Origin of the sequence: Mesorhizobium sp. M0910, from assembly GCF_040319465.1 — a bacterium.
Classification (GTDB): domain Bacteria; phylum Pseudomonadota; class Alphaproteobacteria; order Rhizobiales; family Rhizobiaceae; genus Mesorhizobium.
On record NZ_JAMYNZ010000004.1, the window covers coordinates 455,475 to 482,105 of the forward strand.

At 63.2% G+C, this 26,631-nt stretch carries 24 protein-coding genes; 18 read left to right on the forward strand and 6 right to left on the reverse strand.

Going from position 1 to position 26,631, the window contains the following annotated elements; genetic code table 11:
* Positions 1 to 130 precede the first annotated feature (130 nt).
* On the forward strand, positions 131 to 1,855 hold the full coding sequence (gene ilvD, locus NKH78_RS13180) for a dihydroxy-acid dehydratase (RefSeq protein ID WP_352505837.1): 1,725 nt from the start codon (positions 131 to 133) through the stop codon (positions 1,853 to 1,855).
* Positions 1,842 to 2,678 carry a tetratricopeptide repeat protein gene (locus tag NKH78_RS13185; protein ID WP_352505838.1) on the forward strand — a complete coding sequence of 279 codons (837 nt, stop codon included), beginning with the start codon at positions 1,842 to 1,844 and terminating at the stop codon, positions 2,676 to 2,678. The genes ilvD and NKH78_RS13185 overlap by 14 nt, the downstream gene beginning before the upstream one ends.
* Before the next feature lie 24 nt (positions 2,679 to 2,702).
* On the opposite strand, the gene NKH78_RS13190 is transcribed toward NKH78_RS13185, so the two are convergent.
* The 4 genes from NKH78_RS13190 to erpA all read right to left on the reverse strand — a co-directional run bounded on the left by NKH78_RS13190 (position 2,703) and on the right by erpA (position 4,662).
* Positions 2,703 to 3,020: a hypothetical protein gene (locus NKH78_RS13190; protein ID WP_254818311.1), complete on the reverse strand. Its 318-nt coding sequence runs from the start codon at positions 3,018 to 3,020 to the stop codon at positions 2,703 to 2,705.
* A 77-nt stretch (positions 3,021 to 3,097) separates the two neighbouring features.
* A complete protein-coding gene (gene xth / locus NKH78_RS13195) occupies positions 3,098 to 3,892 on the reverse strand; it encodes an exodeoxyribonuclease III (protein WP_352737151.1) in 795 nt (264 codons plus the stop codon).
* Between the two features lie 30 nt (positions 3,893 to 3,922).
* Positions 3,923 to 4,312: a VOC family protein gene (locus tag NKH78_RS13200; protein ID WP_352479794.1), complete on the reverse strand. Its 390-nt coding sequence runs from the start codon at positions 4,310 to 4,312 to the stop codon at positions 3,923 to 3,925.
* A gap of 2 nt (positions 4,313 to 4,314) precedes the next feature.
* Positions 4,315 to 4,662, reverse strand: a complete 348-nt coding sequence (gene erpA, locus NKH78_RS13205) for an iron-sulfur cluster insertion protein ErpA (RefSeq protein WP_352737150.1) — start codon at positions 4,660 to 4,662, stop codon at positions 4,315 to 4,317.
* A 73-nt stretch (positions 4,663 to 4,735) separates the two neighbouring features.
* Here erpA and NKH78_RS13210 point away from each other — a divergent pair, with 73 nt between their 5' ends.
* The 13 genes from NKH78_RS13210 to NKH78_RS13270 all read left to right on the forward strand — a co-directional run bounded on the left by NKH78_RS13210 (position 4,736) and on the right by NKH78_RS13270 (position 21,250).
* A complete protein-coding gene (locus tag NKH78_RS13210; protein WP_352689945.1) occupies positions 4,736 to 5,950 on the forward strand; it encodes a deoxyguanosinetriphosphate triphosphohydrolase in 1,215 nt (404 codons plus the stop codon).
* A gap of 61 nt (positions 5,951 to 6,011) precedes the next feature.
* Positions 6,012 to 7,769, forward strand: a complete 1,758-nt coding sequence (argS, locus tag NKH78_RS13215; RefSeq protein ID WP_352737149.1) for an arginine--tRNA ligase — start codon at positions 6,012 to 6,014, stop codon at positions 7,767 to 7,769.
* A gap of 103 nt (positions 7,770 to 7,872) precedes the next feature.
* Positions 7,873 to 11,568: an SPOR domain-containing protein gene (locus tag NKH78_RS13220; protein WP_352883042.1), complete on the forward strand. Its 3,696-nt coding sequence runs from the start codon at positions 7,873 to 7,875 to the stop codon at positions 11,566 to 11,568.
* A gap of 117 nt (positions 11,569 to 11,685) precedes the next feature.
* Positions 11,686 to 12,705, forward strand: a complete 1,020-nt coding sequence (gene nagZ, locus NKH78_RS13225) for a beta-N-acetylhexosaminidase (RefSeq protein ID WP_352505845.1) — start codon at positions 11,686 to 11,688, stop codon at positions 12,703 to 12,705.
* Positions 12,706 to 12,763: 58 nt separating this feature from the next.
* Positions 12,764 to 13,564, forward strand: coding sequence for a segregation and condensation protein A (locus NKH78_RS13230; RefSeq protein WP_352505869.1), 801 nt, complete (start codon positions 12,764 to 12,766; stop codon positions 13,562 to 13,564).
* Positions 13,561 to 14,340: an SMC-Scp complex subunit ScpB gene (gene scpB, locus NKH78_RS13235; RefSeq protein ID WP_352451389.1), complete on the forward strand. Its 780-nt coding sequence runs from the start codon at positions 13,561 to 13,563 to the stop codon at positions 14,338 to 14,340. The genes NKH78_RS13230 and scpB overlap by 4 nt, the downstream gene beginning before the upstream one ends.
* A gap of 178 nt (positions 14,341 to 14,518) precedes the next feature.
* Positions 14,519 to 14,740, forward strand: a complete 222-nt coding sequence (locus NKH78_RS13240) for a twin-arginine translocase TatA/TatE family subunit (protein ID WP_352505846.1) — start codon at positions 14,519 to 14,521, stop codon at positions 14,738 to 14,740.
* Positions 14,741 to 14,768: 28 nt separating this feature from the next.
* Positions 14,769 to 15,455 carry a Sec-independent protein translocase protein TatB gene (gene tatB / locus NKH78_RS13245; RefSeq protein ID WP_352505848.1) on the forward strand — a complete coding sequence of 229 codons (687 nt, stop codon included), beginning with the start codon at positions 14,769 to 14,771 and terminating at the stop codon, positions 15,453 to 15,455.
* Positions 15,452 to 16,315: a twin-arginine translocase subunit TatC gene (gene tatC / locus NKH78_RS13250; RefSeq protein WP_254818322.1), complete on the forward strand. Its 864-nt coding sequence runs from the start codon at positions 15,452 to 15,454 to the stop codon at positions 16,313 to 16,315. Before tatB ends, tatC begins: the two co-directional genes overlap by 4 nt.
* Before the next feature lie 414 nt (positions 16,316 to 16,729).
* On the forward strand, positions 16,730 to 18,034 hold the full coding sequence (gene serS, locus NKH78_RS13255) for a serine--tRNA ligase (RefSeq protein ID WP_352505849.1): 1,305 nt from the start codon (positions 16,730 to 16,732) through the stop codon (positions 18,032 to 18,034).
* On the forward strand, positions 18,034 to 18,792 hold the full coding sequence (gene surE / locus NKH78_RS13260; protein ID WP_352505850.1) for a 5'/3'-nucleotidase SurE: 759 nt from the start codon (positions 18,034 to 18,036) through the stop codon (positions 18,790 to 18,792). The genes serS and surE overlap by 1 nt, the downstream gene beginning before the upstream one ends.
* The gene (locus NKH78_RS13265; RefSeq protein WP_352479785.1) at positions 18,789 to 19,454 is read left to right on the forward strand and encodes a protein-L-isoaspartate(D-aspartate) O-methyltransferase; all 666 of its coding nucleotides are present in this window, start codon (positions 18,789 to 18,791) and stop codon (positions 19,452 to 19,454) included. Before surE ends, NKH78_RS13265 begins: the two co-directional genes overlap by 4 nt.
* A 263-nt stretch (positions 19,455 to 19,717) precedes the next feature.
* On the forward strand, positions 19,718 to 21,250 hold the full coding sequence (locus NKH78_RS13270) for a peptidoglycan DD-metalloendopeptidase family protein (RefSeq protein WP_352505852.1): 1,533 nt from the start codon (positions 19,718 to 19,720) through the stop codon (positions 21,248 to 21,250).
* A gap of 97 nt (positions 21,251 to 21,347) precedes the next feature.
* Here the strand turns inward: NKH78_RS13270 and NKH78_RS13275 are convergent, their stop codons facing one another.
* Positions 21,348 to 22,223 (reverse strand): ATP-binding protein, encoded by an 876-nt coding sequence (locus NKH78_RS13275; RefSeq protein WP_254818327.1) that lies wholly within the window; start codon positions 22,221 to 22,223, stop codon positions 21,348 to 21,350.
* 147 nt (positions 22,224 to 22,370) lie between these two features.
* Positions 22,371 to 22,607, reverse strand: a complete 237-nt coding sequence (locus NKH78_RS13280; RefSeq protein WP_254818400.1) for a hypothetical protein — start codon at positions 22,605 to 22,607, stop codon at positions 22,371 to 22,373.
* Here NKH78_RS13280 and yajC point away from each other — a divergent pair.
* The 3 genes from yajC (at position 22,513) to secDF (ending at position 26,618) form a co-directional block, all read left to right on the forward strand.
* A complete protein-coding gene (gene yajC / locus NKH78_RS13285) occupies positions 22,513 to 22,854 on the forward strand; it encodes a preprotein translocase subunit YajC (RefSeq protein WP_254818328.1) in 342 nt (113 codons plus the stop codon). The two genes, NKH78_RS13280 and yajC, sit on opposite strands and share 95 nt — an antisense overlap.
* A gap of 76 nt (positions 22,855 to 22,930) precedes the next feature.
* Entirely contained in the window at positions 22,931 to 23,977 is a 1,047-nt protein-coding gene (locus NKH78_RS13290; RefSeq protein WP_254818329.1) for a SecDF P1 head subdomain-containing protein, read from the forward strand.
* 88 nt (positions 23,978 to 24,065) lie between these two features.
* The gene (secDF, locus tag NKH78_RS13295) at positions 24,066 to 26,618 is read left to right on the forward strand and encodes a protein translocase subunit SecDF (protein WP_352883046.1); all 2,553 of its coding nucleotides are present in this window, start codon (positions 24,066 to 24,068) and stop codon (positions 26,616 to 26,618) included.
* The last annotated feature ends 13 nt before the right edge of the window (positions 26,619 to 26,631 follow it).

Genomic DNA, 26,631 nt, shown 5'->3' on the forward strand with positions numbered 1-26,631 from the left:
GCGCCACCCGGCCGCCCGGGAACATTGCCCATTTCCCGCCATAAACGCGGCGCACCTCGAATTTGTCTCGGGACACGCGCCAAAAGGCTAGGCGAAGAGGCAGGCCGCACCGCCCGCGGCAAGGACGAGTATGGACACCAGAGCGATCTCCAAGGCCAAGCTGCCGAGCCGCCACGTGACCGTTGGTCCCGAGCGGGCGCCGCATCGCTCCTACCTCTATGCTATGGGGCTGTCGGCGGCCGAGATCGCGCAGCCGCTGGTCGGTGTCGCCAGCTGCTGGAACGAAGCCGCACCCTGCAACATCTCGCTGATGCGCCAGGCGCAAGTGGTCAAAAAGGGCGTGGCGGCGGCCAACGGCACGCCACGCGAATTCTGCACCATCACCGTCACCGACGGCATCGCCATGGGCCATCAGGGCATGAAGTCGTCGCTGGTGTCGCGCGAGGTCATCGCCGACTCGGTCGAACTCACCATGCGCGGCCATTGCTACGATGCGCTGGTTGGATTGGCCGGTTGCGACAAGTCGCTGCCCGGCATGATGATGGCCATGGTGCGCCTCAACGTACCGTCGATCTTCATCTATGGCGGCTCGATCCTGCCCGGCAGCTACCGTGGCCGGCAGATCACCGTGCAGGACGTGTTCGAGGCGGTGGGCCAGCACTCGGTCGGCACCATCAGCGACGCCGAGCTGCTCGAGATCGAGCAAGCCGCCTGTCCTTCGGCCGGCTCCTGCGGCGCCCAGTTCACCGCCAACACCATGGCCACCGTCGCTGAGGCCATCGGCCTGGCGCTGCCCTATTCCTGCGGCGCGCCTGCACCCTACGAGATGCGTGACCGCTTCAATTTCGCTTCCGGCGAAAAGATCATGGAGCTGATCGCAAGGAACATCCGCCCGCGCGACATCGTTACCATGGAAGCGTTGGAAAATGCCGCGACCGTGGTCTCGGCCACCGGCGGCTCGACCAACGCGGCGCTGCATCTGCCGGCGATCGCGCACGAGGCCGGGATAAAGTTCGATCTTTTCGACGTGGCCAGGATATTTGAGAAGACACCCTACATCGCCGACCTCAAGCCGGGCGGCAAGTACGTCGCCAAGGACATGTTCGAGGCCGGCGGCATTCCGCTCTTGATGAAGACGCTGCTCGACCATGGCTACCTTCATGGCGATTGCCTGACGGTGACTGGCCGCACTTTGGCCGAAAATATGGAACATGTTTCCTGGAATGACAGCCAGGATGTGGTCCGTCCCGCCAACAGGCCGATTACCCAGACCGGCGGGGTCGTGGGCTTGAAGGGTAACCTTGCCCCCGAAGGCGCGATCGTGAAGGTCGCCGGCATGACGGAGCTGAAATTCTCGGGTCCGGCGCGCTGCTTCGATTCGGAAGAGGAATGTTTCGAAGCGGTTACGCATCGCAACTATAGGGAAGGCGAGGTTCTCGTCATCCGCTACGAGGGTCCGCGCGGCGGCCCGGGCATGCGCGAAATGCTGTCGACGACGGCGGCTCTCTACGGCCAGGGCATGGGCGGCAAGGTGGCGCTCATCACCGACGGGCGTTTTTCGGGCGCAACGCGCGGTTTCTGCATCGGCCATGTCGGGCCGGAAGCGGCAGTGGGCGGCCCGATCGGGCTGCTTAGGGATGGCGACTTGATCTCGATCGATGCGGTGAACGGCACGATCGAGGTTGCATTGTCCAAAGCCGAACTGGCGGCGAGGGCAAAGGCATGGAAGGCGCGCACGACCGACTATCAATCGGGCGCGATCTGGAAATACGCACAGACGGTCGGATCTGCCCGCGACGGCGCGGTCACCCATCCCGGCGGTGCCAAAGAAACACACTGCTATGCGGACATCTGAGTTGTTGAGGTCGTCTGTCCTTTCGGCAATGGTTGCGCTCGCCACGTTTGGCGCGACCTTGGGCGCCGTCGGCCAGGCCATGGCCTTTGACGACAAGGTGTTCGACGACAAGACCGGCGTGAAGCCGCAGTCGAGCCCGTGGGCGGTGTTCCAGTTCGGCTTTTCCGCCTACAAGAACGGCCATAAGGAGCAGGCCGCGGAAGCCTATAAATATGCCGCCGAGAACGGCCAGATCGGCGCCACCTGGAAGCTTGCGCGCATGTATGCCGAAGGCGATGGCGTGGCGCGAGACGACTACGCGGCGTTCAAGTTCTTCTCAGAGATCGTCGACCAGGATGTCGAGCCCGGTTCGCCCGAGGAAAGCTATGTTTCGGACGCATTGGTGGCGCTTGGCGACTATCTGAGGAAGGGCATTCCCGGCAGCCCCGTCGAGGAGAACGAGGTGGCGGCCCAGGAATATTACATGCGTGCCGCCGCCAACTACCGCAATCCGAATGCCCAGTTCGAGATGGGCCAGATGTTCCTCAAGGGTGAGGGCGGCGTCAAGGCCAGCGTCAAGCAGGCAGGACGCTGGTTCCAGCTGGCGGCCGAAAAGGGCCATGCGGGCGCGCAGGCGACGCTCGGCAATCTGCTCTTCCAAAGCGGCAAGATCGTGCGAGGGCTGGCGATGATGACCGCGGCGCTCGAACGGGCCTCACCTGCCGACCAGCCATGGATCCGTGGCATGCAGGAAGAAGCGTTTGCCGCCGCCGGCGAAGCCGACCGCCGCACCGCGATCTCGCTGGCCGACGACATCCTCACCAAGGGTGGCGGCGACCAGTAGGCCGGCAGAAATTCCGTTTTGAGATCAATTCTCGTTCGGTTCCGCCGGCATGCCGCTGGGCGCCGGCGTTGAGATCGGTGTGCCTTGCAAATGCGGGGCCGGCGTGTCCTCCGGGCATCCATCCCGCTGCTTTGTCCAGGACGTGTTGTTGAGCACCATCTCGCAACGGGCGAGGTAACTTTGGCCGGCAGGCGTCAGACAGGCGACCCGGCCGATCTGGAATGATTTGCCGTTGGCAAGGCACTCTGCATCGGCAAAAGCCGGCGTCGCCACCGCCATCGCAAGCGCGCAGCCAATCGGGCAGAGTGCAAATCGAGTAGTCATGGGAACCCCAGCCACCATGATGATTTCGCATCAAGCGCGCGATTTGTGGCGATAAGAGGTCAACTTATCAATGTGCCGCCGGACAGCAGGTCCGGTCAGGCTGGCCGCAGCGCCAGATCGATCGCCACCGGCACGTGGTCGGAGGGTTTTTCCCAGGCGCGCACCTGCTTCTCGATCGAAGCCGAGGAAAACCAGTTGGCGGCTTCGGGCGACAGAAGCAAATGGTCGATGCGGATGCCGTTGTTCTTCTGCCAGGCGCCGGCCTGATAGTCCCAGAACGTAAAGACGTCTGCGGAGTCGGTGACGGCACGCACGGCTTCGGTGAAGCCGAGATTCTTCAGCCGCCGGAACGCCTGCCGCGTCGCGGGCTGGAACAGTGCATCGCTTAGCCAGTTTTCCGGATATTTCGCGTCGATCGGCTCGGGGATGACATTGTAGTCGCCGGCCAGGACCAGCGGCTCTTCCAGAGCAAGCCGCTCCTCAGCCCAGCGCTCAAGTCGCGACATCCAGGAAAGCTTGTAGGAGAACTTCTTCTCGTCGTCGATCGGGTTGCCGTTCGGCAGATAGATCGAGGCAACGCGCAAGGCGCCCTTGTCGGTCGAGAATACGCCCTCGATGAAACGCGCCTGTTCGTCGGCATCGTCGCCCGGCAAGCCGCGATTGACCTCATCGAAACGCAGCTTCGACAGGATGGCGACGCCGTTGAAGCCTTTTTGGCCGTAAGTCTCGACATTGTAACCGAGCGCCTCGATCTCGGCGCGAGGAAACTGGTCGTCGACCGTCTTGATCTCCTGCAGGCAGGCGATGTCGGGCGCGCTTTCCGTCAGCCAGTGGGTCAAATTGCCGATGCGGGCGCGAACGCCGTTGATGTTCCAGGTGACGATTTTCATGGCGGCCTCGATAGGCTGGTGGTCCGGAGACTAGCGATCCGGTGGATGACGTTCGACAAGGCCGATCGTATTGCCTGCCGGGTCCTTTAGGAAGGCCATCCATTCGCTTTCCCCGGCTTGGCCGAACAGGCCTTCGGTGTCGCGATGAACGAGCGCTGGCGGCGCGGTGAAGGGGATGCCGGCGGCCTTTGCCGAAGCGTGGAACTCGTCGAGGCCCGATATATCGAGATAGACGGTGCCGGCCGGCAGGCCGTCGGTGAAAAGCAGGCGCACGTCACCGGCCAGGATGAAGGCGATGCCCGGCGGGTCGAAACGCGCGTGCAGGCTCATGCCGAGCACTTCGCGCCAAAACGCCAGCGTCGCATCGAGGTCGCGCCCGGCGGAAAGCGCGACCTGACGGACCGCGCCGATGTGAGGCATTTCTAGATGGAGAAGCTGGTGCCGCAGCCGCAGGAGGCGACCGCATTGGGGTTTCTGATCTGGAACGACTGGCCCATCAGATCGTCGACGAAATCGATTACCGAGCCGCCCATGTAGACCAGCGACAGGTCGTCGATAAGTACGGTGGCGCCGTCCTTTTCGATGGCGACGTCGTCGTCATTGCGCCTGTCGACCAGATCGAACTTGTAGGAAAAGCCGGAACAGCCGCCGCCCTCGACCGAAACGCGCAGCGCCGTCTTACCGGCTTCGCTCGTCACAATCTTGGCGATCCGCCTGGCGGCGGCGTCGGTCATCTCGACTTTCATGGCAGTCTTGGCATCAGCGCCCATGGGCGTCACCTTGCATTCGGTTTCGTATGATAGGTATGAAGCGCGACGGGGCAAGTCAACTGCGGCATACGCTATGACCAACGAGTTGGGCGACATCGGATTCGGCTATCGGCCGCGCGCGGCCTATGCCAGCGACCCGGCAAAGTCGCGCGGGCGGTTGTTCGACGAGGTGGAAAGCCCGACGCGCACGCCGTTCCAGCGCGACCGCGACCGCATCATCCATTCGACGGCGTTCCGCCGGCTGAAGCACAAGACGCAAGTGTTCGTCGCACACGAAGGCGACCATTACCGCACGAGGCTGACGCATTCGATCGAGGTCGCGCAAATCGCACGCGCTCTGGCGCGGGCACTGCGCGGCGACGAGGACCTGGCCGAGGCGGTGGCTCTGGTGCACGACTTCGGCCACACGCCCTTCGGCCATACCGGCGAGGACGCGCTGAACGACAAGATGGCCGCCTGGGGCGGCTTCGACCATAATGCGCAGTCGCTGCGCGTGGTGACGCGGCTGGAGCGGCGCTATGCCGAGTTCGACGGGCTGAACCTCACCTGGGAAACTCTGGAGGGGCTGGTCAAGCACAATGGCCCGCTGACCGATGCCAAGGGCAAAGGGCTGAAGGGGCCGGTGCCGCAGGCGATCCGCGACTATTCCGAACTGCACGACCTCGAGCTCGACCGCTTCGCCGGTATCGAGGCGCAGTGCGCGGCGATTGCCGACGACATCGCCTACAACACCCACGACATCGATGACGGGCTGAGGGCAGGGCTGTTGACGCTCGATATGCTGGAGGGCGTTTCGCTGCCGGGGTCGATCCTCAAGGGCGTGCGTCAGCGCTATCCGGCGCTCGATGACGTACGCACCGGCCACGAGCTGATGCGCCGGCAGATCACCATCATGGTCGAGGACGTGATCGTCTCGACGACGGCCAATCTGGCGCGCATCAAGCCTGACAGCGCCGAAGCGGTAAGGGCGGCCGGCGAGACGATGGTGAGCTTCTCCGCCGAGACGGCCGTATCGGAAAAGGAGCTGAAGGCCTTTCTTTACAAGCATCTCTACCGGCACGCGGACGTCATGCGGGTGCGCGCCGAGGCCGACCAGATCGTCCGAGACCTGTTCGACGTCTATTTCGCCGATCCGCGCGCCATGCCGGATGGCTGGCGCGAAGGGCTCGACCGGGCAGAGGACCGCGTCAAGGCGCGCAGTGTTGCCGATTTCCTGGCCGGCATGACGGACACTTATGCGCTCAAGGAACACAGGCGTTTGTTTGACCATACGCCGGATTTGAGCTAGGGCGGGCTCGATTTTGCCGGCCAGCGAGCCGGACCCCTGCAAAACCGTCAGAGCCACAGCAATGAACATCTTCGCCGATTTCAACGCGCGAATCATAAAGGCCGTCGAAGCGCTTGATTTGAAAGACAAGGATGGCGCGTCGCCGGACCTGTCGCGCATCGCTGTCGAGCCGCCGCGCGATGCCAGCCATGGCGACCTCGCGACCAACGCTGCCATGGTGTTGGCCAAGCCGACCGGCCAGAATCCGCGCGCGCTGGCAGAAAGGCTGGCCGAGGGGCTGCGCGCCGACGAGGATATCGCGGCCGCCGAGATCGCCGGCCCGGGCTTCGTCAATCTCAGGCTCAAGGACGGCTTCTGGCAGGCGCATCTGACGGCGCTGCTCGGCGAAGGCCGCAATTACGGCCGCTCGACGATCGGCGGCGGCAAGAAAACCAATGTCGAATATGTCTCGGCCAACCCGACCGGGCCGATGCATGTCGGCCATTGCCGGGGTGCCGTGGTCGGCGACGCGCTGGCCAATCTGATGGCCTTCGCCGGTTACGACGTGACCAAGGAATACGTCATCAACGATGCCGGTTCGCAGATCGACGTGCTCGGACGCTCGGTCATCCTGCGCTACCGCGAAGCGCTCGGCGATGAGATCGGCGAGATTCCGGCCGGGCTTTATCCAGGCGACTATCTGATTCCCGTTGGTCAGGCGCTGGCCAGCGAATTCGGCCGCTCCCTGCTGCAGATGCCGGACGAAGAGGCGCTTGCCATCGTCAAGGACAGGACGATCGATGCGATGATGACGATGATCCGCGAGGATCTGGCGCTGCTCAACGTGCATCACGACGTCTTCTTCTCCGAGCGGACGCTGCATGCCAACAATGCGAAGAAGATCCGCTCGGCGATCAGCGACCTGACGCTGAAGGGCCACATCTATAAGGGCAAGCTGCCGCCGCCCAAGGGCGAGAAGCCGGAGGACTGGGAGGACCGCGAGCAGACGCTGTTTCGCTCGACCGCAGTCGGAGACGACATGGATCGGGCGCTGGTCAAGTCGGACGGCACCTTCACCTATTTCGCCGCCGATGTCGCTTACCTCAAGGACAAGGTCGATCGCGGTTTCGTCGATCTGATCTATGTGCTTGGCGCCGATCATGGCGGCTATGTGAAACGGCTGGAAGCGCTTGCCCGGGCGATTGCCGGCGACGAGGTCAAGCTTACCGTGCTGCTTTGCCAACTGGTGAGGCTGTTTCGCGCTGGCGAGCCGGTTCGTATGTCGAAGCGGTCGGGCGAGTTCGTGACCTTGCGCGAAGTGGTCGAGGAGGTCGGCCGCGACCCGATCCGCTTCATGATGCTCTATCGCAAGAACGACGCGCCGCTCGACTTCGACTTCGCCAAGGTGACCGAGCAGTCGAAGGATAATCCCGTATTCTACGTGCAGTATGCCTCGGCGCGCTGCCATTCGGTGTTCCGGCAGGCGAGCGAGCAATTGGGCGAGGCCATGTTCGACCGCAACCAGCTGGCCGCCGAAGTGGCTTTGCTGACCGACGAGGGTGAGATCGGCCTGATCAGGAAGCTCGCCGAATATCCTCGGCTGATCGAAGCCGCGGCCCTCGCGCTCGAGCCCCACCGGCTGGCATTTTACCTCTACGAACTCGCTTCCAGCTTCCACGGACACTGGAACCGCGGCACCGACAATCCCGACTTACGTTTTGTTAAGGTTAACGACCGACAATTGACGCATGCCAGACTAGGGCTGGTGCAGGCTGTTTCGGACGTTTTGACGTCCGGCCTGACGCTGATCGGAGCCAATGCGCCCACCGAAATGCGTTAGGTTTGAGTAAAAAACCTGTCACCTTTTGCCCACATTGCGCTGGTAAGGGCCAACCCTACGCGACGTCCATGGCGTCCGAATGAGTGCGAGTTCGGGAACAATAATGGCAGACAGAACCCAGCTGAGAGCAGCCGACCACAACGACATCGCCAACGATGATCCGTTCGCGGAACTGACCAGGATCATGGGGTTCGACCCGCGCCAGCCGGTCAAACCGCAAACGCCGGCCCAGCCGAAAACCGCTGCCGCCGAACCGTCGGTGGGCGAGGGCGATTTCGAGATCGATCTCGAGAAGGAGTTGATGGGCGAATTCGGCGCCGACGCCAAGGACAATGCTTTCTCTGTCGAGCTTCGCGAGCCGGCACCCGAACCGGCTACCACGGATGAGATGGAGGACGCGCTTGCCGCCTCGTTCGACCAGGATTTCGCGTTCGGCGACAGTGCGGCGGATGATGGTGCTGCTGTTGCGGCCGCTCCTGTTTCCCCCGACGAAATTGCCTCCGGCCCCGAAAGGGCATTCGTTCCCGCTGTCGAGCCGGAGTTCGACGAAGAGTTCGATAATGCCGTCGCCGGCTCGCTCGAAGACGTGTCGCCGTTCGAGGACGACCTTTCGAGTGACGACGACCCTGCCGCCTCGCTCGACCAGGAATTTCGGCTCGACGACGACGTGACGGGCGAGGACGCGGTGACGGGCGATGAACCGAGGACCGCAGCCGAGGCGATCGAGCCGGTCGACCAGCCCGCCTTCGACCCCGCCTTGGACCATGAGTTCGACGACGCCGTGGCAAGTTCACTCGAAGACGAGCTGATGCTCGAAGAGCATGAGCCGATGGAGCAGGCGGTCGCCGTTGAAACGGCGGCGCAAGCGGCCGCGCCTGCGTTCGATGCTGAGTTCGACGACGCGGTTGCAAGCTCGCTCGAAGACGAGCTGATGTTCGACGAGCAGGAGCCGGCTGATAACGCCGCCCCGGTATCGCCGGTTGAGGCGGCCGATGAGAATTTTGCCGGCCATGCCGATGATGATGTCGACATGGACTTCGACGTTCGTGCGAACGAGCCTGCCGAAATCGAAGAACCAGAGTTTATCGAAGAGCTGTCGATCGAAGAGCCAGAGGCCGCCCGGCTTTCCGGCACGGCCGCTGAAGCGGCGCTCGACGACGATTTCGATCTGAGCTTCGACGATGCGCCTGCCGAGCACGCCGAACAGCCCGTAGCGCAGGTCGTTGCAGCCGAACCAGCGGCCCAGGCCGCCGCCGTCGTCCCAACGGCCCCAGTGGCCGAGGAACGCAGCCTGGAGGACGAACTGAACGCGCTGTTGGGTGCGATGAGCACACGGCCGGCACAAGCGGTCAACGAACCTCAGACAAGCCAGCAGGAACGTCAGACAAGCCAGCAGCCTGCCCAGAAGCCCGTGATGGCTGTTCAGCAGCCCATCGCGCCGGTAATTCAGAAGCCAGCAGTGGCTGCTGAACAGCCAATGGCGGCGGTCAAAGACGTCGCCAACGACCCGGTGCATGCTGTCGACGAGCTGGATTGGGAACTCGACGAGCGCGAGCCCGCTGAGCCGCCGCAGTCCAGTGCCGCCGATGACGCCGATCTTGGCAGTGTCCTCCTCGATGAGCTTGAAGGCGAGGATTTCGGTATTGAAGCCGCTGCCGGACCTGCGGGTGATCTAGACAACGATGCGCTCGATGCCGACTTCGCCAGGAACATCGGCCTGGATCACGACTCGGCCGACAAGAGTGCGGCAGCTGCTGCCGACGAAGACCCGCTCGATGCGCTGAACTGGCTGACGACACGCGCCACGCCGCCCGAGCCGGCCCGCTCGTGGAGCCGCGTGACACCGGTTGCACAGCCTCAACCCGCCTTTGCAAGCCAGCCGGTGGCGCGTCCGGCACCACCACCGCAACCGGCTGCAACGCCGTCCTATCGGGCCGCACCGGTCGAAGAGAGGCCGTCCTATGAAGGCCAGGCATCCCGTGAAGATAGGTCATCGTATGAAGGTCGGCCCGCCCGCATGGAAGCTGCGCCAAGCTCGCATCAACAGCCTTCCGCCTATGACGAGATGCCCGATGTCGAGACGGTCGACGTGCCCGAGCGCGTCGTGGCGCTGGCGGACGATCTCGACATTCCGGAGCTCAACTTCGACGATGACGAGCCGGTGGCGCCCGCCTACGACGATCTCGATGCCGATTTTGCCAGCCTTCTCACCGAAATGAATGCCACGGATATAGCGCCGGCCCCGGTGCGCAGTGCTGGCTATGACGATGAATACGATGCCGGCCTCGCGTCTGGCTACAAGCAAGATCGCGGCGAGACGCGCGCCTATGGCACCAAGCCTGCGGAAGCCCCTGTCAGCCCGGCAGCCGCTTCCTATGCGGATGCAGCGGACGGTTTCGATCTGGGCTCGTTGCCCGGCGGCCAGCCGGTTTCGCAAGCCGACGATTTCACCTTCGATGAGCTCGACTACGATCCCGAACTGGACGAGGAGATGTCGGTTCCCGGCCTCGCCGAACGCGAGGCCGAAAGGCAGCCGCGCAGGCGCGGGCTGCTGATAGGTGCGGTGGTCGGCGCCGTTGCGATCGCCGGCGGCCTTGGCGCCTTTGCGTTGACCCTCGGCGGCAAGAGCGGCGGCGATGCGCCGGTCATCGTCAAAGCCGACAACAGGCCGATCAAGATCAAGCCGGAAAATCCAGGCGGCACTGTCGTGCCGAACCAGGACAACAAGGTTTATGACGCTGTGGCCAAGGGCGCCAAGCCCGCCGAGCCGGTTCAGCAGAAGCTGGTCACCAACACCGAAGAGCCTGTCGACCTGAAGGCCAACGAACCGGAGAGCCGCGTCGTCGATCTTTCGCCCAATGACCCCGATGCCGCAGACGATATCGACGCGCTCGGCACCGAGGCGTCTGATAGCAATGCGTCTGGCACCAACGCGCGTGACACCAGCGCGCCTGACACCAATGCGCTTGGCACCGCGGCTGGCGATACCGTAGCCGCCGCACCGGCGCCCAAGTCCGAGGATCGCATCGCGCAGGTTCTGCAGGAGGCCGAGAAGGGTGCCGAGACCGTCGCCGTTGCGCCGCGCAAGGTACGGACCATGGTCGTGAAACCTGACGGCTCGCTGGTGGCGCGCGAAGATCCGGCGCCAGCCGCCCCGCAGATGGCTGCTGCCGAGCCGGCCGATCCGGCGCCGCAGCACGTGGCTCCGGCCGCCCAGGCCGACGCCGCCGCGCAGACCGGCACCGTGCCCCTGATCGACCAAATGACAAGCGATCCGAAGATTGGCGACCCGAAGATTGGCGACCAGCCGAGTGGCGATCAGGCGAGCGGCGATCGGGCGAGCGGCGATCAGGCCGAAACCTCCAAGCTGCAGCCGGCGCCCAAGCCCGACACAAAGGCTGAAGCCAAGGCCCAGGCGTCAGCCAGCAAGCAGTCGGCCACCACCCCGGCCACGGTTCCGGTGGCGCCGCAGCGCCCGTCCGACCAGCCGGTCGACGTGGTCGGCGAGGTCAAGCCCGATCAGGTTGCTTCCATCGATCCGGCCGCGGCCGGCGCTGGTTCTTGGTCGATACAGATCGCTTCGCAGCCGACAGTCGAAAGCGCCCAGGCGACTTACCAGGATCTGCAGCGCCGCTACGGCAGCGTGCTTTCCGGCCGCACCGCCAACATCGTCAAGGCCGAGATTGCCGGCAAGGGCACCTTCTACCGCGTCCGCGTTCCGGCGCAGTCTCGCAACGAGGCGATCAAACTGTGCACCAGCTACAAGGCTGCCGGCGGCAATTGCTTCGTGTCCCACTAGCGGCACCAAAGCCCTCGAAAAGCCGGCGCCCGCGCCGGCTTTTTTGCGTGAAAGGAAACCTTTGGAGGCAATCGCGGGCGATTCCCTTTGTCGTCGCGAAGCTCTAAACTGTTCCGCATGACCGAATCAAAATCCATGATCCTCGGCTGCGCCGGGAAATCACTGAGCCGCGACGAGATCCGTTTCTACCGCAACGAATGCCCGTGGGGTTTCATCCTGTTTGCGCGCAATATCGGCGAGACCGAGCAGATCCGCGATCTGGTCGCCGCCATGCGCGACTGCGTCGGGCGTGCGGACGCGCCGGTATTCATCGACCAGGAGGGCGGCCGCGTGCAGCGCCTGCGGCCGCCGCTGGCGCCAAACTATCCGGCTGCCGGTGCACTCGGCGCCTTGTGGCGCGACGACCATGACGCCGGCACCCGTGCCGCATGGCTGATGGCGCGGCTGCATGCCTTCGACCTACTGCGCTACGGCATCACGGCGGATTGCCTGCCGGTGCTCGACGTGCCGATCGAGGGCGCCAGCGACGTCATCGGCGCGCGCGCCTATGGCAAGGAGCCGCGCGCCGTCATCGAATTGGGTCGCGCCGCGGCGGAAGGCCTGATGGCGGGCGGCGTGCTGCCGGTGATGAAGCATATTCCCGGTCATGGAAGGGCCTTCGCCGATACGCATTTCGAACTGCCGACCGTCGACGCCTCGATCGGCGACCTGCAGCGGCATGATTTTGCGCCATTCAGGGAGCTCAACCATTTGCCGATGGCGATGACGGCGCATGTCGTCTATAGCGCGATCGACCCGAAGAACCCGGCCACCACATCCGGCAAGGTCATCGAAAAGATCATCCGCGGCGAAATCGGCTTCGACGGTCTGTTGATGAGCGACGACACTTCGATGAAGGCACTTTCTGGGGATTTCCCGTCAAAGGCGGCCGCTATCCTTGCGGCGGGCTGCGATCTGGTCCTTCACTGCAACGGCGTGTTCGAGGAGATGGCCGGCATTGCATCGCGAACGACCGGGCTTGAAGGCAAGTCGTTTGAGCGCGCGGAGCGGGCGCTGACCTATATCAGGAACCGTGACGTTGCGGACGAGACCGAGATTCGGGCCGAATTTGCCAGTTATTTCGACGCGGTAGCCTAGCATCGAAGGAAGCGAAGTGGCGGAAGCATTGGACCTGAAGGCCGGCAAGGCCGCACCGATGGACCGCTTGTGGGCCGAGAACGACGATTCCCGGCTGACCGGCGATCCGGCGTTGGTCGTCGATGTGGCCGGTTTCGAAGGTCCGCTCGATCTTCTGCTGCATCTTGCCCGCAATCAGAAGGTCGACCTGTCGCGCATCTCGATCCTGGCGCTGGCCGAACAGTATCTGGCGTTCGTCGAGAAGGTGAGGGCGCTGAGGCTGGAGCTTGCCGCCGACTATCTGGTGATGGCAGCGTGGCTGGCGTTTCTCAAGTCGAAGCTCCTGATCCCCAAGCAGCCCGGCGACGAAGGCGAAAGCGGCGAGGAACTGGCGGCGGTACTGCAGTTCCGGCTGAAGCGGCTGGAGGCCATGCGCGACGCGGCGGCACGGCTGGTCAACCGCAACCGGCTCGGACGCGACGTGTTTGCACGCGGCATGCCGGAGATGGTGATCGTCGAGAAGCGCAATGCCTATTCGGCCTCGCTCTATGACCTGTTGACCGCCTATGCCCAGCAGCGCCAGAAGCAGGCGATCACCAATGTGACGATTGCCAGGCGCGGCGTGTGGTCGCTCAAGGATGCGCGCGACGTGCTGACCAGGCTGATCGGGTCGCTGCGCGACTGGACGGCGCTCGACAGTTTCCTGGTCGAATATCTGGCCGGCCCGGAAGACCGGCGCACCGCGGTTGCCAGCTCGTTTGCGGCGACACTGGAACTGGTGCGCGAAGGCAAGATGGAAATGCGGCAGGACCAGGTTTTCGCGCCGCTTTATCTGCGCGGCCGCGCCCAGGCCATCAAGATAGTCGAGGTGACATCATGAGCGAACGCGCCAACGCTTCGGTCATTCCGTTCAAGGTCGACGACGACGCCGAGCAAGGCGCGGTCGCCGAGAACCCGGCACAAAATCAGGGGCAAAATTTGTCGCGGAATCCTGGCGAGCGGCTGCATATGGCGGAGGCCGTACGGATGGCCGAGGCGATCGTATTCGCCAGCGCCGAGCCGGTCAGCGAAAAACAGCTCACTTCGCGGCTGCCCGACGGCATCAACATTGCCGCGGCAATGGCCGAACTGCAGCAGATCTATGCGCGGCGCGGCGTCAATCTGGTGCGCGTCGGCGATGCCTGGGCGTTTCGCACCGCCGGCGACCTCGCCTTCCTGATGAGCCGCGACACGGTGCAGCAGCGCAAACTGTCCCGCGCTGCCCTCGAAGTGCTGGCGATCATCGCCTACCACCAGCCGGTAACGCGCGCCGAGATCGAGGACATCCGCGGCGTCGAAACGTCAAAGGGGACGCTCGACACGCTGATGGAGACCGAATGGGTGAGGATGCGCGGCCGGCGCCGCACGCCCGGCCGTCCCGTCACCTATGGCACGACCGATATTTTCCTCGACCATTTCGCACTGGAGGAGATACGCGATCTCCCCGGCATGGAGGAATTGAAGGGTGCGGGGCTGCTGTCCGGCCGTATGCCGTCGAATTTCTCGGTGCCGCTGCCGCCGGCCGACCCCGATGCGCTCACCGACGACGAGGATCCGCTGACCGATATCGACCTCGAGGAACTCGGCCTTTTGACGCCGCGCGTCACGGAAGATTGAGCCAAGCGCCATCTTAAAGCCACAGGCAGGATGGAACTGCGCCGATTGGTAGCGGGCCGCTGTGCCGAAAGTGCGTGACTTCGGCCACTCATTCATGAACTCTGTCGCAGTTCTGTTTGAATCCGAACCCGAAAGCGCATAGATCAGCGTCTGGGAAACCGTTCGAGAGAGATTTGCTATGGGTTCATTTTCGATTTGGCACTGGATGATCGTTCTGGTGATCGTGCTGCTGGTCTTCGGCCGCGGCAAGATCCCCGAGCTGATGGGCGACATGGCCAAGGGCATCAAGAGCTTCAAGAAGGGCATGGCGGACGACGACGCTGCCGACGACAAGCGTACCGTCGAACACCGTGCCGACGAAACCGTTTCGGTACCGAAGGAAAAGGCCAGCAAAGGCTGAGCCCAAACTTTAGTCGGAACGTATAGCCATGTTCGAAGTCGGCTGGACCGAGATGCTGGTGATCGCGATCGTCATGATCGTGGTCGTCGGGCCCAAGGATTTGCCCAACATGCTGCGCACCTTCGGTCGCACGACGGCGAAGCTGCGCGCCATGGCGTCCGATTTCCAGCGGCAGTTCAACGACGCGTTGAAGGAAGCCGAACTCGACGACGTCAAGAAGTCGGTCGATTCGCTGAGAAGTCTCAATCCGGCAGCCGAGATCAGGAAGCAGCTCAATCCATTCGAACAGGCCGCCGCCGACGTCCGTTCCGGCGTCGACGCCGTGATGAAACCCAAGCCGGCCGTCGATGCCGCCGCTTCGACGGAGCAGGCAGCCGAGCCGCTGAACAACGGCGCAACGACGATGCCGGGCGTCAGCCCGCCGGAGCCGACGCCGGCCACGCCGATCTTTCCGGCGATGACGGACGAGTCCGTCGTGGCGCCGGCCGTGCAGGCGCAAACGGCTGCGGCGGCAGTGCCGCAAAAAGCATCTACGGCAAGGAAGAAGCCGGCGCCCGCGAAAGCCGCGGCCGCCGCGCCGGCCAAGCCGGCAAAGACCGCTGCGCCAAAGGCCGCCGCAAAAGCTGAGCCGAAACCGCAGTCGCCAGCAGCGAAGAAGCCGGCGTCAGCAGCGAAGAAGCCGGCCGCCAGGAAAACGGCGGGAGCCGCCAAGTGAGCGTTTCGGACAAGGAAAAGGACGAGATCGAAAAATCGTCGGCTCCGCTGATGGAGCACCTGATCGAGCTGCGCCGGCGCCTGATCTGGTCGATCGGCGGTTTTTTTGTTGCCTTCCTGGTCTGCTTCTTTTTCGCCAAGCGGCTGTTCAACCTTCTGGTCATTCCGTTCAAATGGGCCACGCAATGGGCTGGGCTCGACCCGCACAAGGTCGAGCTGATCTATACGGCGCCACAGGAATTCTTCTTTACCCAGGTCAAGCTCGCCATGTTCGGCGGCATGGTCATAGCCTTTCCGCTGATCGCCACGCAGATCTACAAATTCATCGCGCCCGGCCTCTACAAGAACGAACGCAATGCCTTCCTGCCGTTCCTGATCGCCTCGCCGATCCTGTTCCTGATGGGCGCGTCGCTGGTCTATTTCTTCTTCACGCCGATGGTGATGTGGTTCTTCCTCGCAATGCAGCAGACCGGCACCAATGACCAGGTGCAGATTTCGCTGCTGCCGAAAGTGTCCGAATATCTCAGTCTGATCATGACGCTGATCTTCTCCTTCGGCCTGGTGTTCCAGTTGCCGGTAGTGACAAGCCTGATGACGCGGGTCGGCATGCTGTCGTCCACGGCCCTTGCCGAGAAGCGCAAATGGGCCATCGTCATCGCCTTCGTCGTGGCGGCGGTGCTGACGCCGCCCGACCCGATGAGCCAGATCGGCCTCGCCATTCCGACGATCCTGCTCTACGAGGTCTCGATCTGGTCGGCCCGGCTGATCGAACGCAGCAAGGAGCGCGACCGTGTGGCTCGCGAAAAACAGGACGCCACGGAAGAGGTGGCCGACAAGCCGGCGGACGCGTCTTCGACGTAGGTTCGGTTGAAGCGGACAGCATCTTTCTTCCGGCCGCTGCAACTTTGTTCTTGCTTTGTGCCGGCAGCTATGCTACTAATTTGGCTATGGTGCCAATTGGCTCCAAAAACCCGCCCACTCAGGGCGGGTTTTTTTGTTTCTTCCTTTTGAAGTTCCGGTGTTGCCGCCTGAGGTCGGCGGGACAGCGCCCCCCTCTGTCCTGCCGGACATCTCCCCCACTTGGGGGGAGATGGCAACTTCGCCGATGGCTTGCTTTTTCAGCGCCGGAGATTGGCGAAAGCCGCAGTGACGGCCGATCTCCCCACCCGTGGGGGAGATGTCCGGCAGGACAGAGGGGGGCGCGAAGGAACTCTGCCTTGACGCCTTGCATCGATGCGGTTTACCCCCTCTGGCCTACTCAAGGACGAACAGACCATGCTTGACATCAAATGGATTCGCGACAACCCGAAGGCCCTTGTCGAAGCGCTCCAGAAGCGCTCGTGGTCGGCTGAGGATGCGCGGTCCACGGTCGACGACTTGATCGCGGCGGATGAGGCGCGGCGCGAGCATCTGACCGAGCTGCAGGCCAGACAAGAACGCCGCAACGCCGCCTCGAAGGAGATCGGCAATGCCATGCGCTCGGGCGACGCCGCTCTTGCCGAAAGGCTGAAGGCCGAGGTCGGCGAGATCAAGGCCTTCATCCAGAATGGCGAGGCGCGCGAGCGCGAGCTCGACAAGGCGCTGAACGATGTGTTGGCTGTGCTGCCAAACGTGCCGTTCGACGACGTGCCGGTCGGCAAGGACGAGCACGACAACGTCGTCAAGCGCGTCGTCGGCGAGGTGCCGACGCGGCCGAACTGGGTGAAGGAGCATTTCGAGATCGGCGAAGCGCTCGGCATGATGGATTTCGAGCGGGCAGCACGGCTTTCCGGCTCGCGCTTCACCGTACTCAAAAGCGGCCTGGCGCGGATGGAACGCGCGCTCGGCCAGTTCATGCTGGATCTGCACACCACCGAGCACGGCTATGTAGAGATCCAGCCGCCGTTGATGGTGCGCGACGAGGTGCTTTTCGGAACCGGGCAACTGCCGAAATTCGAGGAGGATTTATTCTTCGTTCGGCACGGGGACGGCAGGCTTGGCCTGATCCCAACCGCCGAAGTGCCGCTCACCAATCTCGTTCGCGACGAGATCACGCCGCACGAAAAACTGCCGCTGCGCTATACGGCGCTGACGCCGTGCTTCCGCTCCGAGGCGGGCTCGGCCGGGCGCGACACGCGCGGCATGCTGCGCCAGCACCAGTTCTACAAGGTCGAACTGGTGTCGATCACCGACCAGGAGACTTCGGTTGCCGAGCATGAGCGCATGACCGAATGCGCCGAGGAGGTGCTGAAGCGGCTCGGCCTGCCGTTCCGCACCGTGACGCTGTGCACCGGCGACATGGGCTTTGGTGCGCGCAAGACCTACGACATCGAGGTCTGGCTGCCCGGCCAGAATGCCTATCGCGAGATATCGTCGTGCTCGGTATGCGGCGATTTCCAGGCGCGGCGCATGGACGCCCGCTACAAGGACAAGGACGGCAAGGGCAACCGCTTCGTCCACACGCTGAACGGTTCGGGCACCGCCGTCGGCCGCGCTCTCATTGCCGTCATCGAAAATTACCAGAACGAGGACGGCAGCGTAACCATTCCTGAAGCGCTTCGGCCTTACATGGGCGGTCTGGAAAAGATCGAATCGACATAATGCGCATCCTTCTGACCAACGACGACGGCATCCATGCCGAGGGCCTTGCATCACTCGAACGCATCGCGCACACGCTGTCGGACGACGTCTGGGTGGTGGCACCGGAACAGGATCAGTCCGGCTATGCGCATTCGCTGTCGATCTCGGAGCCGCTGCGGCTCAGGAAAATCGGCGAAAAGCACTTTGCGGTGCGCGGCACGCCGACCGACTGCGTCATCATGGGCGTGAAGAAGATCCTGCCCGAAGCGCCTGACCTGATCCTGTCCGGCGTCAATTCCGGGGCCAACATCGCCGACGACGTCACCTATTCGGGCACGGTCGCCGGCGCCATGGAAGGCGCGCTGCTCGGCGTGCGCTCGATCGCCATCAGCCAGGCCTATTCCTATGTCGGCGAGGACCGCGTCGTTCCCTACGAGACCGCCGAAGCGCTGGCGCCGGCGCTGCTCGAAAAGCTCGTCGCCATGCCGTTGCCGGACGGCGTGCTGCTCAACGTCAATTTTCCGAATTGTACGCCGGAAGAGATCGCCGGAACTGTGGTTACTTCGCAGGGCAAGCTGGTCCACAGCCTGTGGGTCGACGAGCGGCGCGACGGGCGCGGCTTGCCTTACTACTGGCTGCGCTTCGGCCGCGAGCCGGTCGAGGGCAAGCAAGGCACCGACCTCCATGCCTTGCGCAATCGGCTGGTGTCGGTGACGCCGCTGCAGCTCGATCTCACCGCGCATGAAATCCGCGATCAACTGGCCAAGGCGCTCGCATGAACTCAAACCACGCTGCAACGGTCGACGAGCGCGAAGGTTTCGCTGCCTTCCTGCTTCGCCTGCGCGGCAGGGGCACGGTGCCGAAGGCGCTGATCGCCGCCTTTGAGGCGACGCCGCGGCGCGGCTTTCTGTCTCCGCATTTTCACTCCATAGCCTGGTCGGACCGTATGCTGCCGATCGAATGCGGCGAGGCCATCGAAGGCGCCGACCTGCAGGCGGCGGTGATCGCGGCACTTGCGATCGAGCCGGGCAACCGCGTGCTCGAGATCGGCACCGGGTCGGGCTACACGGCGGCGGTGATGTCGCGGCTTGCCGCGCGGATCGTCACCATCGACCGTTACAAGACGCTGGCCGAACAGGCCCGGCAGCGCCTTGAGGCACTCGCCATCGGCAATGTCATCGTGCGTCAGGCGGACGGTTCCAACGGACTGGCCAACGAAGCGCCGTTCGACCGCATCGTTGCCTGGGCGGCCTTCGACAGCCTGCCGCGCTTTCTCCTCGATCAATTGTCGAGCGGCGGCATCGTCATCGCGCCGATCGGACCCGACGAGGGCGAGCAGGTGCTGGCCAAGCTTACCAAGGTCGGCAGCCGCTTCGAACGCGAGGATATCGGCCTGGTGCGCCTGCAGCCGATCCTGCACGGTGTCGCCGCAGTGATCTAGGCTGTGTCGATATTCAGGTGAGGTCGGCCTGCAAATGGCGGTTTCCTCCGCTTCCGGTGCTCATGTACCCAAAAGTACGCTCCGCTCCGGTTCTCGGAACCTACCATTTTCGGCTCGGCCTGACCTGAATCTCGGCACACCCGGCGCCCGGATCCTGGAATATTTTAAGAAAATTTGCGCCTGATTCTACAGGTTTAACCGACCGGTAACATTAACGCGCTTTAATCACACTCAGTTGTACCGGGTCTGTGCGGGTTAGTGCGATGCAATTCAGTGTTTTGAAGGCAAACGGACGCAATCTGGCGCGTGGCTGCGCCGTCCTCATGATCGCAGGCGCTGCGACGGGGTGTAGTTCCCAGGTGGCGCGGTTCAACAGCGTCGACGACGTGTTCACCGCCTCGACCAACAACCAGCGCGCCATCATCGACAAGCAGGATGCTGCCCAGCCCTATCCGGGCGATGTTGCGGCCGCGCCGATCGACGGCAGCCACACCCAGTCGGTCAGCCGCTCAAGCCTCGAACCGGTCACGGCGCAGCAATTGCCACCGCCGGCTCCCGCCCTGGCACCTGCCGCCCGGCCGGTGCGTACCGCTGCCGCGCCGGCCCTGGCGCCTGCCGCTCCTCGTGTCGACAGGACGGCAACCGGCACCGTCGCTCCGGCGGCAAGGCCGTTCAAGAACGCCGAGCCCGACGCGCCGCGCATGGCGACGGCCGCCGGCGCGCCGCATGCAACCGAGATCGTCGTCAAGGACGGCGAGACCATTTCCGGCCTGTCACGGCGCTACGGCGTGCCGGCCGATGCCATCATGAAAGTCAACGGGCTGAGCGCGACCAAGGGGCTGAAGACCGGCCAGAAGCTCGTCATCCCGGCCTATGCGTATTCGAGCAACGGCGCCGCGCCGAAAGTCGCCGACGCCAAGCCCGCGAACGGCACCAGGCACGACCAGCCGGCCGAGGCGCCGGCGAAGGTGGCCGTGCTGCCGCAGCAACCGAAGCTCAGGGAAGGCAAGTCTGCCGCGCAGGTGGACGCCTCGGCTGCCGCGAGCCAGCCGAAGGATGGAAAGACTGCGGCGAAGGTGGCTTCGGCGACGGCCAAACCGGCCGGTACCGGCGGCACTTACACGGTTCAGCAAGGCGATACGCTGTCCGCCATTGCCAGAAAGACCGGCGTCGGCGTCGTTGCGCTGAAGCAGGCGAACGGCATGCAGGATGGACTGCTCAAGATCGGCCAGACCCTGAAAGTGCCGGCAGGCGGAACCGCTGTCGTCGCCGGCGTGAAGCCGGCAAAGGTCGATCCGGTGACGACGGCTACCACCCAGCCGCCGGCCAAGGCCACGCCGACGCAGACGCTCGCCTCCTACACGCCGCCGAAGAAGGATGCGAAAGTCATCCAGCAGGCCGAGGACGACGATGCGGTGGCGCCGGACGCGACCGGCATCGGCAAGATGCGTTGGCCGGTGCGCGGCCGCGTGATCTCAAGCTTCGGCGGCGGCAAGGACGGCGTCGACATTGCCGTGCCCGAGGGGACGCCGGTCAAGGCGGCTGAAAACGGTGTCGTCATCTATGCCGGTGACGGCCTCAAGGAATTCGGCAACACGGTGCTGGTGCGGCACGAAAACGGTCTGGTCACTGTCTACGGCCACGCCAGCTCGATCGAGGTGCAGCGCGGCCAGAAGGTCAAGCGCGGCCAGGAAATCGCCCTGTCCGGCATGAGCGGCACCACCGACTCGCCGAAACTGCATTTCGAAGTGCGCAAGAACTCGGCGCCGGTCGATCCTTCGACCTATCTCGAATAGACGACGAAAAGCGATTTGCGGGCCACCTGACCTTCAGCCCGCCGAGGAAGTCCGCTTCGCAAGGTGCGGGCTTCTTCTGCTGTTAGCCCTTGAGCGGCTAATCCTTCAGCGGCTTGCCGAGCCTGCCAGCCAGGTCCTGGGTGAACTGCCAGGCGACGCGGCCCGAACGGCTGCCGCGCGTCGTCGCCCATTCCAGCGCCTCGGCGCGCAGCGTCTCGGGATCGATGGCGAGATCGTGATGGCGGACATAGCCGTCGATCATGTCGAGATATTCGTCCTGCGAACATTTGTGGAAGCCAAGCCACAGGCCGAAGCGGTCCGACAGCGAAACCTTCTCCTCGACCGCTTCGGACGGATTGATCGCCGTCGAGCGCTCATTGTCGATCATGTCGCGCGGCAACAAATGCCGCCGGTTCGAGGTGGCGTAGAAGATGACGTTGGCCGGGCGGCCCTCGACGCCGCCTTCAAGCGCTGCCTTCAGCGATTTATAGGACGTGTCGTCATGGTCGAATGACAGGTCGTCGCAAAACAGGATAAAGCGGAAGGGCGCTGCCTTCAGCAGGCTCATCAGCTTCGGAAGCGTGTCGATGTCTTCGCGATGGATCTCGATGAGCTTGAGCGGCAGGTCGAGCTTGGTCGAAGCGTTGACCGCGGCGTGCACGGCCTTGACCAGCGACGATTTGCCCATGCCGCGCGCGCCCCACAACAGCACGTTGTTGGCGGCATAGCCGGAGGCGAAGCGCTCGGTGTTGTCGACCAATATGTCGCGGACGCGGTCGACCCCGCGGATCAGGCCGATGTCGACGCGGTTGACCTTGAGCACCGGCTCCAGATAGCCGGGATCGGCCTGCCAGACGAAGCAATCGGCGTCGCCGAGGTCGGTTTGCGGCACCGGCGGCGGCGCGAGGCGGGCGATCGCCTCGATCAGACGGTCGAGCTTCTGGCTCAGGATATCGATGGTGCTGTCGGTCATCTCTTGTCTTTTTGTTCGCATTCGGGACGGTGCGGCAGGCCAACCTACCTGATTTCAGCGGTTTCGAAACTCGTCCCAAGCATTTGTTCGGGCATCATCTTTTGCGAAAACCGAGCGTCGCTTTTCGGGATCACCCTCTAACACGGCTCACCAGGCCGGAAAAGCAGCCGATTTGCCCGGCCGCGCAGTTGCATTGGCAACGTTACCGACTATATTCCGGCCAAATTTGGCGGGGCCGTCAAATTCCCAGAACGGTTTGCGGCTGTTTTTAAAATTCAGGAGTACCTCGATGTTCGTGACACCGGCATACGCCCAAGGCATCGGCGGGGACTCGTCCGCAATGTTTATCCAGATCGTGCCGTTTGCTCTGATTTTCGTGATCATGTATTTTCTGATCATCCGGCCGCAGCGCACGCAGCTGAAGAAGCGCGGCGAGATGCTGGCGGCGGTTCGCCGTGGCGACACCGTCGTCACCGGCGGCGGCTTTGTCGGCAAGGTGACCAAGGTCATCGACGACAACGAGCTCGAGATCGATCTCGGCGGTGGCACCAAGGTGACGGCGCTGCGATCGACGATCGCCGACGTGCGCGTCAAGGGCGAGCCGGTGGCGAACCAGAACGCCAAGAAATAACCGAATTGTCGGCGGAACGATCCGCGGGCAGGGCTCTGACGAACGACGGCATATGTTCCACCTTTGGCGCCTGAAGATGATCCTGAAGTGGCTTGCCTTGGCCGGCACGGTTGTCTTCCACGCGACTAATATCTTCGCCGCCGGTTTGCATACCACGCGACCCGAATGGCTTGCCGAAAGCCAGTCAATAGTTGAAGCAAGCCAGCAAGATGGTCCACACATCCTGCTCAGGTTGGATGTGACCGACGTGATCGAGGGCCGGCTGAAAGCGACACGCGACGAGGTCCGGTCGCTGCTACGCGAAGCAAGGATCGGCTATACCGGCCTTGCCAGTTCGGCTCGGACCGTTCAGGTGCACATAACAGATCCGGCTCAGCTTGACCTCGCCAAGGCGGCAATCAAAACGGTGACCGATCCTGTCGCGGACAGCGGCGTCCAGGAAATGACCCTGGACGACAGTGAGCCCGGCCTGCTCAAATTCACCGTAACGGATGCAGGTTTGAAGTATCGAACTTCGGCCGCGCTTGCACAGTCGGTTGAAGTCATCAAAGATCGTATCCGCGACCTGGGCGCCACCCACCCGGTGGTTCGGTCAACGAATGAAGACGGCATATTGGTCCGCACGTCGGGCGTTGCCGATCCGCAAAGGCTAGGACAAATTCTCACCCGGCCCGGTCACCTGAGCTTCCAACTCGTTGATCTGTCGATGCCAGTCGACGAGGCAATCAGCGGCCGCCCGCCCGTCGGCTCGGCGGTTTTTTATTCGATGGACGATCCTCCGGTTCCCTACTTGATCGAAAATCGGGTTATCCTTTCAGGTAAAAATGTGCTGGATGCGCAAGCAACCCGCAATTTGGCGACCGATGAACGCGTCGTCTCATTCCGGCTTGATTCCCGGGGTACGGCGCGTTTCAAATGGGCTACGACGCAATATATCGGCAAGCCGTTTGCGGTTATATTAGACGATAAGGTTATTTCGGCGCCTGTTATCCGAGAGCCCATTGAAGGCGGCACCGGTCAGATATCGGGAAATTTCACCGCTGAAAGCGCCAATGACCTCGCCCTGCTGCTGCGCACCGGCCCCTTGCCAGCAAGATTGACAATCGCCGAGGAAGCACGATAGGGCCGGCCGTGGTCAGAATTAGAAATATGCCCGCAAACCGACCGATGGCGGAATGCTGCCGCTTGTACGCCTGAACGGATAAGAACTGATGCTTTATTTTTCGCGCTTCAAGATGATCCTGATCTGGCTGGCCGTGGCCGCCACAGTGGTCCTCGCTGCGCCCAACCTTTTTTCCGCCAGCACGCTGGCCAAGTTGCCCGACTGGGTGCCGAAGCGGCAGATGACGCTCGGCCTCGACTTGCAGGGCGGCTCGCACATCCTGCTCAGGATGGATCCGAACGATCTGATCAAGGATCGGCTGGAGACGACGCGCGACGAAATCAGGACGCTGCTGCGCGATGCCAAGATCGGCTATACCGGCCTTTCCGGAACGGGCCGCACGGTGCAGGTCCGCATCACCGATCCCGCACAGATCGACGCTGCCAAGACAGCCTTGAAACCATTGACCAATCCGGTGGCCGCAGGCCTGTTCAGCGGCGGCTCCATCCAGGAGATGACGCTGGATGATTCCGAGCCCGGCCTGCTCAAATTCTCCGTCACCGATGCGGGAATCAAATATCGCACCTCGACGGCGCTGACGCAGGCGATCCAGGTTGTCGAGCGTCGTGTCAACGAACTCGGCACCACCGAGCCGATCGTGCAGCGCCAAGGCGACGACCGTATCCTGGTGCAGGTGCCTGGTCTGCAGGATCCGCAACGGCTGAAGGAAATTCTTGGCCAGACTGCCAAGCTGACCTTCCAGATGGTCGACCAGTCGATGCCGGTGCAGGATGCGCTGAACGGCCGCCCGCCGCCGGGATCCTCGGTGCTGTATTCGCAGGACGACCCGCCGGTTCCGTACCTGATCGAGAACCGCGTCATCGTTTCCGGCGAAAACCTGGTCGATGCCCAGGCGACGTTCAATTCCCAGACCAACGAGCCGGTTGTTTCGTTCCGGTTCGATTCGAAAGGGGCGCAGCGGTTCGGCCAGGCGACGGCACAGAATGTTGGCAAGCTGTTTGCCATCATCCTCGACAATCAGGTGATTTCGGCGCCGCAGATCCGTGAACCGATCCCGGGCGGCACCGGACAGATATCGGGGAATTTCACCGCCGAGAGCGCCAACGATCTCGCCGTGCTGCTGCGCGCCGGCGCCTTGCCAGCGACGCTGACGGTAATCGAAGAGCGGACGGTGGGGCCGGGACTTGGCCAGGACTCCATCCATGCCGGCAAGGTCGCCGGCATCATCGGGTCGATCCTGGTGGTGGCATTCATGTTCGTCGCCTACGGTTTCCTCGGCTTCCTCGCCAACATCGCGCTGGCGGTGCATGTGGCGATGATCGTCGGGCTGCTGTCGCTGCTTGGAGCGACACTGACCCTACCCGGTATCGCCGGTATCGTGCTGACCATCGGCATGGCGGTCGATTCGAACGTTCTCATCTATGAACGCATCCGCGAGGAGCGACGTGCCGGCCGCTCGGTCATTCAGGCAATCGATACCGGTTTCAGCAAGGCGCTGGCGACCATCGTCGATTCCAACGTGACCTCACTGATCGCGACCGTGGTGCTGTTCTGGCTCGGAACCGGGCCGGTGAAGGGCTTTGCCGTCACCTATGCCATCGGCATCCTGACCACGGTCTTCACCGCCTTCACCTTCACACGCCTGCTCGTGTCGATCTGGCTTCGCCGCGCCCGTCCGAAGGAGTTGCCGCGGGCGCCTGTGACGTTCATTCCACCAGGCACGAAAATTCCGTTCATGGGTATCCGGCGCTGGACGTTCACACTGTCCAGCGTGCTTTCGGTGCTGTCGGTCATCGGCTTCATGACCATCGACATAAATTACGGCATCGATTTCAAGGGCGGCTCACTGATCGAGGTGCAGTCCAAGGTCGGCAATGCCGATCTGGCCGACATCCGCGGCAGGCTGACGGAACTTAATGTCGGCGAGGTGCAGGTTCAGCAGTTCGGCGAACCGAACGACGTGCTGATCCGCGTCGGCACGCAGGCGGGCGGCGAGAACGCTGAGCAGACCGTCATCGACAAGGTGCGCGGCGAGCTGCAGGATCAGTATGATTTCCGCCGCGTCGAAGTGGTGGGGCCGACGGTCTCGGGCGAGCTTGCCAAGCAAGGCACCATCGCCATGCTTATCGCGCTGCTCGGCATCCTGATCTATGTCTGGTTCCGCTTCGAATGGCAGTTCGCGGTCGGCGCCATCGTTGCGACCGTGCACGACGTGGTCATGACGATCGGCTTCTTCGTTATCACCGGCCTGGAATTCAACCAGTCGTCGCTGGCGGCGATCCTTACCATCATCGGTTATTCGCTCAACGACACCATCGTCGTCTATGACCGCGTTCGCGAGGATCTGCGAAAATACAAGCGAATGCCGCTGCCGCAACTGCTGAACAACGCCATCAACGAGACGCTGTCGAGGACGACGCTGACCTCGGTGACGACGATCCTGGCGTTGCTGGCGCTGGTGCTGTTCGGCGGCGAGGTGATCCGCTCGTTCACCATGGCGATGCTGTTCGGCGTCGTGTTCGGCACCTATTCGTCGATCTTTATCGCCGCGCCACTGCTTATCCTGTTCAAGCTGCGGCCGCAGGCCACAGCGTCCGATGAGGAAAAGCCGGTGGGCGGCGGCAAAGCCATAGCTACCTGACGGCTTGCCTCAA